This window comes from Parabacteroides sp. PM6-13 (genome assembly GCF_029892605.1).
Taxonomy (GTDB): Bacteria; Bacteroidota; Bacteroidia; order Bacteroidales; family Tannerellaceae; genus QVMG01.
This window is the reverse complement of record NZ_JARXWF010000005.1, coordinates 222,826-237,931: the sequence shown is the minus strand read 5'-3', so window position 1 is coordinate 237,931 and position 15,106 is coordinate 222,826. Positions and strand designations below refer to the sequence as shown.

The following is a 15,106-nucleotide window of genomic DNA, read 5'->3' as shown; positions in this document are numbered from 1 at the left end:
TATTCGGCAAATAAAATATAACCGCAGGGTTAATAGGTGTTTTCTATTGGAAAAGAATCTGTTCCCTGCGGTTATTTATGTCTTTTCGTGTTGTTTTGTTTTTGATATTCAGTCGTTTATCTTGATTATCTTAGGGGTAAGCAAAAAAACAGCCCGCGCGGAGTGAAATATTTGTAGGTTTTAGAAATTTATTTATAACTTTGCTATTCCGTTAAAATGGAATGAGGTTTTTTGAAGTGTGTTTATAGAGATAAAAACAATAATTTAGAAGTATGAAAGATTTTAGAAATTATGCTACAAAGCATTTGGGTCTGAGTGGCACAGCCCTTGACAGCTATATGGACATAACAAGTAGCTATATATCTCCGACGATTATAGAAGAGCGCCAGTTAAACGTTGCACAAATGGATGTATTCTCCCGTTTGATGATGGATCGTATTATCTTTTTAGGAACACAGATAGACGACTATACCGCTAATGTGATACAGGCACAATTGCTTTATCTGGATTCAAGCGATCCGGGTAAGGATATTTCTATCTATATCAACTCGCCGGGAGGGTCTGTTTATGCAGGCTTTGGTATTTATGATACGATGCAGTTTATCGGCAGTGACGTATCAACGATCTGTACCGGTATTGCCGCTTCAATGGCGTCGGTATTGCTCGTGGCCGGAACGAAAGGAAAACGTTTCGGTTTGCAACACTCACGCGTGATGATTCACCAGCCGATGAGCGGAACGCAGGGACAGGCTTCCGATATGGAGATTGCCGTACGCGAGGTGTTGAAGGTAAAGAAAGAATTATACCAGATCATTGCCGACCATTCCGGAAAGACGATTGAAGAGATCGAACGCGATAGTGATCGTGACTATTGGATGACCTCCGCGGAGGCCAAAGCATATGGCATGATTGATGATATATTCACTAAGAAGGAAAGATAAATATGGCCAAAGTAGGCGACGTTTGTACGTTTTGCGGTAGAGGAAGTCGGGATGTTAATCTTTTGATTAATGGCATCTCCGGAGCGATATGTGATGAATGTGCATTGCAGGCGTACGAGATAGTAAATGAACAAATGCCCGCAAAGGCAACCTCCTTCCGGTTGAATCAGAAAGATCTGCCTAAACCGGAAGATATCAAGGCTTTTCTGGATCAATATGTGATCGGACAGGATGCCGCAAAAAAGCGACTTTCCGTGTCGGTCTATAACCATTATAAGCGATTGATCCAGAAAGTGACCTCCGATGATGTGGAGATCGAAAAATCGAACATCATCATGGTAGGGGCGACCGGTACGGGAAAAACCCTATTGGCGCGCACCATTGCCAAGTTGTTGCATGTGCCTTTTACGATTGTCGACGCGACAGTCTTGACCGAAGCTGGCTATGTGGGTGAAGATATCGAAAGCATCCTGACACGTTTGCTGCAGGCTGCCGATTACGATGTGGAAGCGGCTCAGCGGGGGATTGTCTTTATTGACGAGATCGATAAGATAGCCCGTAAGAGCGACAACCCGTCGATTACCCGCGATGTAAGCGGGGAGGGCGTTCAGCAGGGACTGTTGAAGCTGTTGGAAGGCTCAGTAGTGAATGTGCCGCCCCAGGGAGGACGTAAGCATCCGGAGCAGAAAATGATACCGGTTGATACGAAGAATATCCTCTTTGTTTGTGGTGGCGCTTTCGACGGCATCGAGAAAAAGATTGCCCAGCGGTTGAATACGCGTGTGGTAGGCTATGCCTCCAGCAAAAACACCAAAGGGATCGACCGGGAAAATATGCTGCAGTATATTACACCGACCGATTTGAAATCGTTTGGTTTGATCCCTGAGATCATCGGGCGTCTGCCGATTCTTACCTATCTGGATCCGCTCGACCGTAAGACATTGCGCAACATTTTGACCGAACCGAAAAACTCGATTATCAAACAATACATCAAGTTGTTCGAAATGGATGATATCCAGTTGTCGTTTGACGATGATGTATATGAGTATATAGTAGACAAAGCGTTAGAGTTTAAATTAGGAGCTCGCGGACTACGTTCTATTGTTGAAGCCATTATGACGGATGCCATGTATAGCATGCCGTCGACCAATGAGAAATCATTGCATGTGACAATAGAATATGCGGAAGAGAAATTTGAGAAATCGGATGTGCGTCGTCTGCAGATAGCGTAAAATTAAGAATGTTAGTATGAAGGACCACTTAGCAGAACAACTGAAAGTTAATTTTGGCTTTGATTCATTCAAAGGAAACCAGAAAGCCATTATTGAAAATGTGCTGGCTGGGAACGACACCTTTGTACTGATGCCAACGGGCGGAGGTAAATCGTTGTGCTATCAGCTACCCTCCCTGTTGATGGAAGGGACGGCTGTTGTCATCTCTCCGCTGATTGCCCTGATGAAAAATCAGGTAGACGCTATGCGTACCTTTAGTGAGGAAGATGGAGTGGCGCATTTCATGAATTCCTCCCTAAACAAAGCGGCGATCGACAAGGTCAAAGAAGATATCTTGTCGGGAAAGACCAAGTTGTTGTATGTGGCGCCGGAGTCTTTAACCAAAGAAGAAAATGTTGATTTTCTTCGCCAGGTGAAGATCTCTTTTTATGCGGTCGATGAGGCGCATTGTATTTCGGAATGGGGACATGATTTCCGCCCGGAATACAGACGGATCCGTCCGATCATCAATGAGATCGGAAAGAAACCGTTGATCGCCCTGACGGCCACGGCAACCCCTAAGGTGCAGCACGATATACAAAAGAACCTGGGTATGATCGATGCGACGGTGTTCAAATCCTCTTTTAATCGGACGAATTTGTATTACGAGGTACGTCCGAAAGGAGCGAACGTGGACCGTGAGATCATTAAGTTTATCAAAGGACAGGAGGGAAAGTCCGGTATTGTTTACTGTCTGAGTCGCAAAAAGGTAGAAGAGTTTGCGGAGATACTAAAAACAAACGGGATATCGGCGCTGGCCTATCATGCCGGCATGGACTCTCAGCAACGATCGGCGAATCAGGATGCCTTCTTGATGGAGAATGTAGACGTGATCGTGGCGACGATAGCCTTCGGTATGGGTATTGATAAACCGGATGTGCGTTATGTGATCCATTACGATATGCCGAAAAGCCTGGAGGGCTACTACCAGGAGACCGGCCGTGGTGGGCGTGATGGCGGCGAAGGACAATGTATCTCTTTTTATACCTATAAAGATCTTCAGAAACTGGAGAAATTTATGCAGGGTAAACCGGTAGCCGAACAAGAAATAGGCAAGCAGTTGTTGCTTGAAACAGCCGCGTATGCGGAAACATCTGTTTGCCGAAGAAAGGTTTTGTTGCATTATTTTGGCGAGCCTTTCGAAGACGATAATTGTGGTAATTGTGATAACTGTTTGAATCCCAAGAAGCAAGTGGAAGCAAAAGAATTATTATCTACCGTATTGGAAGCGGTAGGCGTATTGAAAGAAAAATTTAAGACGGAATATATCATAAATGTTTTAATTGGAAATAAAACATCCGAGATCCAATCTTATAAACATGACGAGTTAGAAATTTTCGCGTCGGGAAGTGATGATGATGAGAAAACGTGGAACGCGGTGATCCGGCAAGCCCTGATAGCGGGATATCTGAATAAGGATATTGAGAACTACGGGTTGTTGCGCATGACGGATGAAGGAAAGAAATTCCTGGAAAATCCGGTATCGTTCAAAATTACCAAAGACAATACATTTGAAGAGGAAGAAGAGGAGACGCCAATGCGTGGCGGAGGCTCTTGTGCTGTCGATCCGGTGTTGTACGCGATCATGAAAGACCTGCGGAAGAAGATGTCTAAAAAGCTGGAGGTGCCTCCTTTTGTGATCTTCCAGGATCCATCCCTGGAGGCCATGGCGACAACCTATCCGATCACCTTAGACGAATTGCAGAATATCCCGGGCGTAGGAGCGGGAAAGGCTAAACGGTATGGGAAAGAGTTCGTTGAGCTGATCAAAAGGCATGTAGAGGAAAATGAGATCGAGCGTCCGGAAGACCTGCGTGTGCGCACGGTAGCCAATAAGTCGAAATTGAAGGTGTCGATCATTCAACGTATCGACCGGAAAGTTGCCTTAGACGAGATTGCTTTGACCAACGGGCTTGAATTTGCAGAATTGCTGGATGAGTTGGAAGCTATTGTCTATTCAGGCACGCGGATCAATATCGATTATTTTGTGAACGATGTGATGGATGAAGATCACGTTGAAGATATCTATGAATACTTTAAAGACTCGGAAACAGACGACCTCGAAGAGGCCATAGAAGAACTGGGTGGCGACTACACGGAAGAAGAGATACGTCTTGTCCGGGTGAAGTTCCTGTCGGAAATGGCTAATTGATAAAAAAGACTAAATTTTGAGAGGCGTATACTATTCCTGCATGCTCTCCGTTTATATAATGTTATATTAAGCTCATTTGCATTATGAAAAAGGAAATGCTAAGAAGGTATATTATCGTTTTTACTTGTATGTTAAGTGTCTCACTGGTAGTCGGGGCGAAAAGTCTTCCGGACTCCGTCATTATGACTGTCGGTGGCAAACCAATACCTCTTTCGGAATTTATTTTTATCGCCCAGAAAAATGGCGAAGCCGATTTCTCCAATACCAAATCAATCAATGAGTATGTTGAGTTGTTCAAGAACTTTAAGCTGAAAATTGTCGAAGCGGAAGAAATGGGTCTTGATAAGACTCGCGCATACGCCAGTGAGTTCAATATGTATCAGGCTCAGTTGGAAGCAGACTATCTCTCGGATCGGAAAGCGGAGGAAAAAGCGATAAAAAACCTCTATGACAGAGGAAATGTGATTCCCGAACTGAGCTATATCCTTTTCAAGCTGCCGGAAGGAAACACCCTGCTCAACGATACGATTCTTCCTTACCAGGAGGCGTTGAAGGCGCGGAAGCGTTTACTCGACGGCGAGAAGATCGATGTGTTGGGAGAGCAACTGGCGGCTGAGAACAGTGAATTGGTTCAGTATGAATATGTGCCCATTTTGTTCCCTATGCGTACCTCGAAAGCGCTGGAAGATGCGGTGTATACTTTGCCTATCGGAGCGATTTCTGAGCCGGTTCATACCTCTCGTGGCTATTATATTGTGCAGGTGCATGCCCGTCGTCCGAATCCCGGCAAGGTAAAGGTGGCCCATATCCTGATTAGCTTCCCGCCCGATTCGGCAGCCTTGAAGGAAGAGGCCTTACAGAAAGTGCAGACTCTTTACAAGCAGATTCAGGAAGGGGCTGATTTCGGCGAATTGGCTAAGGAGCATTCGGCAGATATCGGATCGGCAACAGAGGGGGGCGTATTGCGACCAATCGCTATAGGCGAAACAGTGGCTCCGTTTGAAAAGGCTGCTTTTGCGATGACTACACCCGGAGAATTGTCGCCTATTGTGGAGTCGGTTTTTGGCTACCATATCATCAAATTCTTAGGAAAGGAGCCCCGTGAGTCTTTCGAGAGTCAGAAATCGCTGATCGGGAAATTTATGAGCGAAGGCGAGCGTAACTTTGAACTATACAAAGCCTTTGATGATAAATTGCGTCGTGAATACAAATACAAATTCTATCCGGAAGCCTATGCGGAGTTGGTGAATCTATGCGCCGACTATTTCCCAAGCGATAAGCTTTTCTACGAAGAGGCCAAAGAGATGGATAAGATCCTTTTTGATTTGGAAGGAGAGTCTTTTACGCAGGCGGAATTTGCCTATTACATGGTGACTCAGCCCTTCTCTGTGAAGACCTATGGCCCCGATTTTATGCAGGAGGTATATGATCTGTTTATCCGGGAGCTGACGAAAGGTGCGGAGAAAAAGAACTTAGAGGCGAAGCATCCGGAGATGAAACATCTGCTGCAGGAATATCGTGACGGGATCTTGTTGTTTGAGATATCCAATCAGAAGATATGGAGTAAGCCAGCCGAGGAACAAGCTGCGGCCGAAGCCGAATGGATTGCGGAATTAAATAAAAAATACCCTGTAGTCGTAAATAAAAAGTTGATAAAACGATTGAAGAAATAATGCCGCTTATGCGAAAACTGATATTTCTGTTCCTTCCCTTTGTTTTACTTGCTTGCAAAGGAAAACAAAGTGTTGATAGCGACGTTGTCGCGAGTGTAGATGAAAAAGTGTTGAGGAAATCGGAAGTCAAAGCCATGATTCCACGTGGTGTCTCCTCGGCCGATAGCCTTATTATGGCTGAGAGTATCATCAAAAAATGGGTGAAGGACGCCTTGGTTTACGATGTGGCATCTCGTAATTTGGATGAAAAGGCTGAGATTGATAAGTTGGTCGATGACTACCGCAATTCACTGGTGCGTTACAGATACCAGGAGCGGCTGATTAAAGAACGACTTTCCGCTAATATTCAAGAGAGCGACAAATTGCGCTTTTACGAAGAGAACCAACAGAAGTTTACGTTAGACAAGGCCTTGGTGAAAGGCCTTTTTCTTAAAATACCGATAGATGCTCCCGGCTTGTCGGACATAAAAACATGGTATAAACAAACAAATGAAGAGGCTTTAGAAAAAATTGAGAAATTTAGTGTGCAAAATGCCACAGTTTATGACTACTTTTACGACCGTTGGGTAGAATTTGACCAAATTGTCGACAATATGCCTACCCGCGTGCCGGATGCGAATGCTTTTTTAAAGATAAACAAATATGTTGAGGAGGCGGATAATAACTACTGTTATCTGCTTGCTATTACAGAATATCTGCCGGCTGGGAGCGTGGCTCCTTATGAATATGTGAATGCGCAAATAGTAGAAATACTGATTAATCAGCGGAAAGTTGATTTCTTGCGTGCGTTTGAAGAGGAATTGTATACGAATGCTATTCGTCAGGGAAAAGCAAAAATCGTAGCAGAGCCATAGTCGGAAAAGATTAAATTGAAAAATAACATGATGAAGAAGTTTTTATTTCTGTTTTTATTGGTTTGCTCAGCCGGTGCAGCGTTTGCACAGAGCCAGCCGAACGTGATTGATGAGGTAGTATGGGTGGTTGGAGATGATGCTATTCTTCTTTCTGATATTGAGAACCAGCGCTTGTATCTACAAAGCGAAGGCCAACGATTTGAAAATGACCCTTATTGTTATATTCCGGAACAAATAGCGATACAGAAACTGTTTCTGAACCAAGCTAAGATCGATAGTATCGAGGCGAACGAGGCCTCTGTTATTCAGCAGGTCGATTATTGGATCAATAGTGCGGTGAGTAGTATTGGCGATGTGGAAAAGGTAGAGGAGTATTTTGGCAAGAAGATCTCACAGATCAAAGAAGAGCGGAAAAGTATTATCCGTGAGCAGGAGATCATCAAGCAAGTACGTAGCAAACTGGCGGGTGAGATTAAGCTGACTCCGTCGGAAGTGCGGAAATACTACAACCAATTGTCGCAGGATAGCTTACCGACAATCCCTACAACAGTCGAAGTGCAGATCATTACCCTGGAGCCGAAAATACCATTGGAAGAGATCGATGCCATCAAGGCGCGTTTGCGTGAGTATACCGATGATATCCATTCCGGCAGAAGGCCTTTCTCTACGTTGGCCCGTTTGTATTCCGAAGACCCGGGTTCTTCGATGCAGGGAGGTGAGATGGGCTTCATGAGCAAAACGAGCCTTGTGCCTGAGTTTGCTAATGTGGCGTTCAACCTGACCGATCCGAACCGTGTCTCTCAGATTGTGCAAACGGAATATGGCTATCATATTATTCAGTTGATAGAGAAGCGTGGCGATAGAATCAATGTGCGGCATCTCTTGTTGAGACCGAAAGTGTCTGAAAAGGAATTGAATGAGGCCATGGTCAAAATGGACTCGCTGTATAACGATATAAAGGCAGAGAAATTTACCTTTGAAGAGGCGGCTACCTACCTGTCTTACGACAAAGACTCTAAAAACAATAAGGGGTTGATGGTAAACCAGGATTATGAAAGCGCCCATATGGGAACGCCTCGTTTTGAGATGTTCGAATTGCCGCAGGAGATGGCGCGTGTCGTGAATGAGATGGAGGTGGGAGATATCTCAAAACCCTTTATCATGCGTACGCAGAAAGAGCAGAAAGAGGTGATTGCGATTGTGAAACTAAAAGCGCGAACCCTCCAGCATAAAGCCAATATCTCCGACGACTACCAGGTGTTGAAGTCGATCGTGGAAGAGAGCAAGCGGGAGGAAATGCTTCATAAATGGATTCAAGAGAAACAACGTTCAACATATATCCGGATAAGCGACGGGTGGCAAAATTGCGATTTTCAGTATCCGGGTTGGGTAAGAAAATGAAGAAAAGCAGCATACTCTTTATCCTTGTTCTATCTTGTTTATTCCCTGTTTTCGCTATGGCACAAACAGTGGGATCCGTTGCTTCTGCTCCTGATTCGACCAGTAGCGCTCCGAAAGTCACCTATATACATATCGAACGAGCCGATTCTTTGATTGGTAATCAGCAATACGTGGCCGACGCCAAGATTCTCTATGGAGATGTTGTTTTGCGGCATGACAGTGCTTATATGTATTGCGATAGCGCATACCTCTATCAGGAGAGGAATACCTTCGAAGCCTTCAGCAATGTGCGTATGGAGCAGGGTGATACCCTTTTTATCTATGCCAACTACCTGCTTTATGACGGAAATACGCAGATGGCCTATCTCCGCGAACAGGTGCGCATGGAGAACAATCAGGTGACTCTTTTTACAGACAGTTTGAACTACGACCGTACGGCCGATATCGGTTATTATTTCGATGAAGGGCTGATTATGGATGAAGAAAACGATCTTTCTTCGATCTACGGGCAATATTCGACGGTGACGAAACTGGCGGTCTTCAACGACAGTGTGCGCCTGGAAAATCTCAAGTTTACGCTTTATTCCGATACCTTGCATTATAGTACGGATACGAAAATAGCGACCATCCTCGGACCTTCCGTGATTGTGACGGATAGCGGCACCGTGCATACCTCCCGAGGCTGGTATGATACGGAAAAGCAAACCTCGCTATTGTTGGATCGCTCGGAGGTGACCATGGGCGAAAAGATCCTGATAGGCGACTCTATTCACTACGACCGGGAGACCGGTTTCGGAGAGGTGTTTGGCAATATGATCCTGCGTGACACCGCTCAGCAGATCATTTTAACGGGTCAATATGGCTTTTATAACGAATTGACCGAATATGCTTTTGCTACCGATGAGGCCTGTTTCATTGAATATGGCCAGGGCGACAGCCTCTATCTGCATGCCGACACGCTTAAGATGGTTACGATTGATGATGACTTCCGGGAAATCAATGCCTATTACGGCGTGCGATTCTACCGCTCCGATATGCAGGGAGTATGTGACTCTATGTTGTTCAATACCCGGGATTCGGTGTTGTATATGTTCGACGATCCTATTCTCTGGAACGAACAATACCAGATCTATGGCGACAGCATCCTGGTCTACTTCAATGACAGCACGATCGATTACGCGCATATCAAACAGTTTGCCTTTGCTGCTCAGGAGGTCGATACGACCTATTATAACCAGCTGAAAGGGAATGATATGAAAGCCTTCTTTGAAGGTAAGCAGGTTCGTCTGATTGATGTGGAAGGCAATGCGGAATCGATCTTTTACCCCATCGAAGAGGATGGCGGAGGCATGATCGGACTGAATGAGACAAAAAGTGGCTTCCTCTCTATCTGGATAAAGGATAATCAATTGGAGCAATTGAAAATATGGCCATCTCCCCAGGGCTCTACAACTCCGATCCCAGACTTGAACCCCGATCAGAAGTTTCTGAAAGATTTTCACTGGTTCGATTATATCCGGCCGAAAGATCCGGATGATATCTACCGGGAGGTGAAGAGAGAGGCAGGGACAACCCCGAAAAGAAGTAATAAATTCGTACATTAGCAGTCGGTATTATTAAATAGAAACAGTATGGCATTTTTCTCATTCTATAATGTGCGTAAACCGCGCCAATACAATCATACGCCCATCTATTGGGATCCCCGTAAGGAGGCGTTGGAAGAGCGTATTCAAAAGAATAAACGTGAGTTAGGGATGGAAGAGCCTTTAGAAGAATATAAGCCACGGATAAAAGGCACCTTTGTCGAGGGTACCTCCCACCTCAAGCGCAGCTACAACAGAGGGGAAGATACGCGTGCCCGTAAATACAAGACGTTTAAAGTTCTTTTGTGGCTTGTTGTGTTAGGTGTTATCTTTTGGATTCTTTTCTTTAAATGAGTGATATTATTCATCTTTTACCCGACAGCATAGCCAATCAGATTGCTGCCGGGGAGGTTATTCAGCGTCCGGCTTCCGTTGTGAAAGAATTGGTTGAAAACGCGGTCGATGCCGGTGCTACGCAAATCCGTGTGAACATAAAGGATGCCGGTCGCACCCTTATTCAAGTAATCGACAATGGTAAAGGCATGTCGGAGACCGATGCCCGCATGGCTTTCGAGCGGCATGCCACGTCTAAAATAACCTCTGCCAACGATCTTTTCTCCCTGCGTACGATGGGTTTTCGGGGAGAGGCCTTGGCCTCTATTGCTGCTGTGGCTCATGTGGAGCTGCGTACGCGTCAGCATGATAGCGAGCTGGGTTGTCGTCTTGTGATGAACGGCTCGACGCTTGAGGAGTCTACCTGCGACGCCTGTGCGGAAGGTAGCAGCTTCTCGGTGAAGAATCTCTTCTTCAATGTGCCGGCCCGGCGCAAATTCCTCAAAGGCAACGATACGGAATTTCGTCATATCGTACATGAGTTCGAACGGGTTGCCTTGGTGCATCCCGAAGTGGCTTTTTCGCTCTATCATCAGGATGCGGAGATACTCAACCTGCCGATCTCCGGTATGCGTCAACGAATCATTCATGTTTTCGGGAAAAGCCTGAACGACAAACTGCTTGCCGTCGAGGCACAAAGTTCGTTGGTCTCCATCTCCGGCTTCGTGGGGCGTCCTGATATGGCTCGGAAACGCAGTGCTTTGCAATATTTCTTTGTCAATGGTCGCTATATGCGCCACCCCTATTTCCATAAAGCGGTTATGCAGGCCTACGAGCAGCTGATCCCTTCGGGGGAGATGCCGGCCTATTTCCTCTATTTCACCCTTGATCCGGGAACGATCGATGTGAATATCCATCCGACTAAAACGGAAATCAAATTTGAGAATGAGCAACCTATCTGGCAGATCCTGATGTCGGCGGTTCGGGAGGCATTGGCCAAGTCAAGTGCTATACCAACCATCGATTTCGATCGTACAGATGCCATCGATATCCCTGTCTACACGCCGGATCAATCGGAAGGGCTTCGTGCCCCGACTGTTCAGGTCGATAAGAACTACAATCCTTTTCGTACAACTGGAGGTGGCACCTCCTACAAACGAGCGGAATTCGATTGGTCGGTTCTCTATAAAGAGTTCGAGAGTGAGGCGGCTCCGGAGACTATGACACCGCTCGATTCCGACCTCCCGCAAGTCGAGCAAACGCAGGAGTATATCTCCTCTATCGACCAATTGTTTGAAATCGAAAACAACCCCTCTTATGGCTATAAGAACCGCTATATTGTGACCACCCTCAAGTCCGGATTGGTGATTATCGATCAACATCGGGCGCATATGCGTGTGCTTTACGATCAGTATGTGGCACATATCAGCCAGCAACAGGGTGCCTCCCAGCAGTTGTTGTTCCCGGAGATTGTCGAATTCACGCCGGCGGAGAACGCAATTGTTTCTGCTCTGTTGGATGATCTGCGTTATATCGGTTTCGACTTGAGTAACCTGGGACAGGGAAGCTATGCGATTAACGGATTGCCGCCGGAAGTGAAAAACCAGGATTCGGTCACCCTGTTGAAAGAGATGGTGGCTCGTACGATGGATACCGGCTGTGAGGTGCATGAGGAGATTGTCCATTCACTGGCGCTCTCGCTGGCTCGTTCCACGGCGATACCCGCGGGGAAATCCCTCTCGCAAGAGGAACGCGAACACCTGATCGCCTCCCTCTTCTCGGCTTCCGATCCCTATCTGTCGCCCGATGGCAAAACGATCCTTACCCTTCTGACCGACGACGAACTGGAGAAGAGGTTTCGTTGAACATTGAGGCTTCTTATTTCATCACCTATTCACCTGTATCTTCTCCACGTGGCGGATAGGCGTTCCGTCGTCTGTGATCCCTTCAACAAGGATGGAGTAGGTGGTGGCGGCGTCAGCCGTATAGAAGACAACAGAAGATTCTCCGTTTGCATCGGTGGTAAGATCCGGCTTCCAGTAGATGGTTGTTCGCAGATCCGGCAGGTAACTGCTTCGCTGCTCCGGCGTCTCGTATTTGGGGGCATAAAACTCAACCGGCTTTTGATAGCCCAGCGGATACACGATCTGTTTATTATAATCCACTACCGGGTCATCCGCGAAATCCTCATGGGTTTTCATCAGAATATTGACCACTCCGAATCCTCCGCGTAGCCCGAATATAGCCGCGTCAGCCCCTTTATATACCTCCACCGAAGCCACATCATAGACATTGATCGTCTGCAAAACATCGGGATAATCCATAGGCATATTATCGATCATGATAAGCGCGTACGGATCGGCATTGACTGTTCCCTGTCCTCTGATGACCAATCGTGCAAACCCGTCTTTGTCTGTCACAACCTGAACGCCGGGGACCTCAAAAAAGAAATCGGAGAAATTGGTATAATTCCTGGTTTTCATCTTTTCCATAAAGTCAATGACCGCTGTTCCCATAGAGGCATAAACAGACTTTCGGGGTCCCTCTTTCTTTAATAGGTTGTCTGCCACAACGGTCACCTCTTTCAGATGAATCACCTTCATATTCTCATCATACATCGCACGCTCTTCAGCCTTTTTGAAGGTCTGTTCTGTAGCTGGACGGCGGGGGTCTCTTTTTAGGGGGATCTTTATCCGGTCTGATTCGCTAACAAGCGGAAAGTGTGTCTCGTCCAGATGTAGCTTGACATAATCTTTTCCCTTCTCATTGAGCGATTGGATAAAAAAGCGCGTACTATCCGGATATTCCATGTCGGGAAAAGCAAAAAGTCCGTTTTCATGGCTGTTGACCTGCCCAAAAAAGGTCTCATCATTAGGAGCTGTCATCATAAGGGTTACCTCTGCGTTTCGGATCGGTTTGTCTGAGGATACCCTACTCACCCGTCCGCTTAGTGTGATGCCCGTTTCCGGTAATACCTCCGGGTAGCGATAATCCCCTTGTAATACGTCACTCAGATCATATCTTCGCCATCCCTGTGTCATCATCAATAGGTCTAACGCATAGGTGGCTTTCGGGTCGTTCTCCCGCAAATAATAGGCAGGCGATTCGATATGTCCTTTCAATTCCGAGGAAAGCAATAGGGACGATACGATGGTCTGCATACTGTCGATCATCACATCCGTATCGTCGGTGATCGCCACCGAGAAATCACCTTGTAAAGGCGTTTTGCCGGCCTCTGTCAGCCGCATGGTAAGCGCCACCTTGTCCCGTGTCCGATAGTTGTTCTTATCGGTTTGCCATACGATTTGTGGCTTGTTTTGCAGCGGAGAGAATACCAGCCGTTCGGCAAGGGGGCGCATCTGTTGATCGAACAACACCACTTGCAATATACCCGGCGACAAAGCCTCCCAGGAAAAGCGGAGCTCCTGTTTCTCTTTCTTCCAGGGCTCAAAATAAAGCGGATGGCCATTCTGGTGGATCAATAGATACAGATTCTCCTTGCGAGACAGATCCTTTGCGTGATGCAAACCGATATGCAAACTGCTCTGTAGAGCATTTGCCTGCAATCCGTAAGTGCCCGAAACGGCTTGTGGCAGGTCGAAGCGTTTTTTCACTCCCTGGCTGTTTACGCACTCGGCATAATAGCTCTCCTCCTCCCGGGGGGTGAAGGCAAAGAGCCCCATGCCGGCATGCGATGTCCGCAGTTCGCATACATGGTCTCCCCGCTGGTTGTATACCGTTCCGCTAATCTCTTCCGACATTCCATATGAATCAATTGCTTTGAAAGCGGTTCGTATGGGGCAACCGTTCAATAAATATCCCCCTTCGGGGAAGAAAGCCACATCATAATCGTCCGTTTGGTAAGGAATAGAAATGAAGTGGCGGAAGTTATCGTTTTCCAGATAAATGGTCCGTTGGTCGTTTGCCAAAGGCAAATCGAAGGAGACGCGAGCGATGGTATCCCGATCCATCCGTACGTTGCGCATCTCTCCCCGGTTGTTTCTGATCTGTAAGCGATCGGGTTTGATCTTTTGATGGGTTGTGCCAACGGTATAATAGAGGGTGAGATCCACTTTCTTCCCATCGCCCTGATAATGAAAACTGTAATGCGGGCGAATCTGGGCACCCAATATACTTTTTACCTCAATGGTCTTACGGAAGAAACAATCGTCGCCCCAGTTTTCCATATACCGGGTATAGGCTTTCAGCGTATAATACCCTTCCGCCAGGTTTTCCGAGATAGGCAGGTTGCCATGAAACAACCCCTCCTGCGGACGAACCATGACGCGCCCAACAACCGAATCCAGCGGGTTGATCAATTCCACATACACATAGCGGCTACCCGTTTCCGACGGTTGCCGTAAGCCATCTCTCACATAAGCCTTAAACCAGATATCTTCCCCTTGGAAATAAGCATTTCGGTCGACATGTAGATAGAGCTTTTCCGTCGGGAAAATACCAGCCTGTATTTTCATCTGCTCCATCATCCGTTCCGGAGAAACAACCGTCTGGCTTTGCGCATTCAGCAAACAAATAAAATAAAAACAAAGCAGGAGAAACAAAGGAGTCTTTTTCATATTCGGTACGATTTAAGTGTCAGCACATAGGTGTTTGATACAAAAATAGGAAAATAATCGATATGACAAGATTAGTTGAATTTAATCAGGTGCACTGAAATGAGTTAAATCCCTGCGGGATTTAGATGAAAACCTTCCCCTCTCCTCTGATTTGATCTGCCTCCATCAGAGCAATCCTTTCAATCAAACCAATCACATCTGGAAAATCCCTAAATCTGTGTAATCTCGGTTCAAGACCAATTTGCTTTACGCCTTCGGCTAAGCGATCTTCGATTGACAAATTGTCAAAATCGCGGGACTATTTTTCCAAAAACGTAGGGG

General features: G+C 46.3%; 10 protein-coding genes. 9 read left to right on the top strand and 1 reads right to left on the bottom strand.

Annotation, left to right across the window (positions count from 1 at the left end):
• The first annotated feature begins 272 nt into the window (after nt 1-272).
• The 9 genes from clpP (at nt 273) to mutL (ending at nt 12,073) form a co-directional block, all read left to right on the top strand.
• Nucleotides 273-941, top strand: coding sequence for an ATP-dependent Clp endopeptidase proteolytic subunit ClpP (gene clpP, locus M2134_RS07065; RefSeq protein WP_280750581.1), 669 nt, complete (start codon nt 273-275; stop codon nt 939-941).
• Nucleotides 942-943: 2 nt separating this feature from the next.
• Nucleotides 944-2,173, top strand: coding sequence for an ATP-dependent Clp protease ATP-binding subunit ClpX (gene clpX / locus M2134_RS07060; RefSeq protein WP_280750580.1), 1,230 nt, complete (start codon nt 944-946; stop codon nt 2,171-2,173).
• Between the two features lie 16 nt (nt 2,174-2,189).
• Nucleotides 2,190-4,364: a DNA helicase RecQ gene (gene recQ, locus M2134_RS07055; protein ID WP_280750579.1), complete on the top strand. Its 2,175-nt coding sequence runs from the start codon at nt 2,190-2,192 to the stop codon at nt 4,362-4,364.
• Nucleotides 4,365-4,492: 128 nt separating this feature from the next.
• A complete protein-coding gene (locus M2134_RS07050; protein WP_280750578.1) occupies nt 4,493-6,037 on the top strand; it encodes a peptidylprolyl isomerase in 1,545 nt (514 codons plus the stop codon).
• Between the two features lie 8 nt (nt 6,038-6,045).
• Nucleotides 6,046-6,891: a peptidyl-prolyl cis-trans isomerase gene (locus tag M2134_RS07045; protein WP_280750577.1), complete on the top strand. Its 846-nt coding sequence runs from the start codon at nt 6,046-6,048 to the stop codon at nt 6,889-6,891.
• A gap of 27 nt (nt 6,892-6,918) precedes the next feature.
• On the top strand, nt 6,919-8,292 hold the full coding sequence (locus tag M2134_RS07040) for a peptidylprolyl isomerase (RefSeq protein WP_280750576.1): 1,374 nt from the start codon (nt 6,919-6,921) through the stop codon (nt 8,290-8,292).
• Entirely contained in the window at nt 8,289-9,896 is a 1,608-nt protein-coding gene (locus M2134_RS07035) for an OstA-like protein (RefSeq protein WP_348525033.1), read from the top strand. Before M2134_RS07040 ends, M2134_RS07035 begins: the two co-directional genes overlap by 4 nt.
• Before the next feature lie 27 nt (nt 9,897-9,923).
• On the top strand, nt 9,924-10,229 hold the full coding sequence (locus tag M2134_RS07030; RefSeq protein WP_280750574.1) for a hypothetical protein: 306 nt from the start codon (nt 9,924-9,926) through the stop codon (nt 10,227-10,229).
• Nucleotides 10,226-12,073 carry a DNA mismatch repair endonuclease MutL gene (mutL, locus tag M2134_RS07025; RefSeq protein WP_280750573.1) on the top strand — a complete coding sequence of 616 codons (1,848 nt, stop codon included), beginning with the start codon at nt 10,226-10,228 and terminating at the stop codon, nt 12,071-12,073. The genes M2134_RS07030 and mutL overlap by 4 nt, the downstream gene beginning before the upstream one ends.
• Before the next feature lie 21 nt (nt 12,074-12,094).
• Here mutL and M2134_RS07020 read toward each other — a convergent pair whose 3' ends face one another.
• Complete coding sequence (locus tag M2134_RS07020) at nt 12,095-14,785, bottom strand: Plug domain-containing protein (protein ID WP_280758144.1); 2,691 nt, start codon at nt 14,783-14,785, stop codon at nt 12,095-12,097.
• Nucleotides 14,786-15,106: the final 321 nt, after the last annotated feature.

Coding starts and splice junctions, on each gene's coding strand:
- M2134_RS07050 (WP_280750578.1), top strand. CDS start 4,493: ATGTTAAGTGTCTCACTGGTAGTCGGGGCGAAAAGTCTTCCGGACTCC.
- M2134_RS07040 (WP_280750576.1), top strand. CDS start 6,919: ATGATGAAGAAGTTTTTATTTCTGTTTTTATTGGTTTGCTCAGCCGGT.
- M2134_RS07030 (WP_280750574.1), top strand. CDS start 9,924: ATGGCATTTTTCTCATTCTATAATGTGCGTAAACCGCGCCAATACAAT.
- M2134_RS07045 (WP_280750577.1), top strand. CDS start 6,046: ATGCGAAAACTGATATTTCTGTTCCTTCCCTTTGTTTTACTTGCTTGC.
- recQ (WP_280750579.1), top strand. CDS start 2,190: ATGAAGGACCACTTAGCAGAACAACTGAAAGTTAATTTTGGCTTTGAT.
- clpP (WP_280750581.1), top strand. CDS start 273: ATGAAAGATTTTAGAAATTATGCTACAAAGCATTTGGGTCTGAGTGGC.
- M2134_RS07035 (WP_348525033.1), top strand. CDS start 8,289: ATGAAGAAAAGCAGCATACTCTTTATCCTTGTTCTATCTTGTTTATTC.
- mutL (WP_280750573.1), top strand. CDS start 10,226: ATGAGTGATATTATTCATCTTTTACCCGACAGCATAGCCAATCAGATT.
- M2134_RS07020 (WP_280758144.1), bottom strand. CDS start 14,785: ATGAAAAAGACTCCTTTGTTTCTCCTGCTTTGTTTTTATTTTATTTGT.
- clpX (WP_280750580.1), top strand. CDS start 944: ATGGCCAAAGTAGGCGACGTTTGTACGTTTTGCGGTAGAGGAAGTCGG.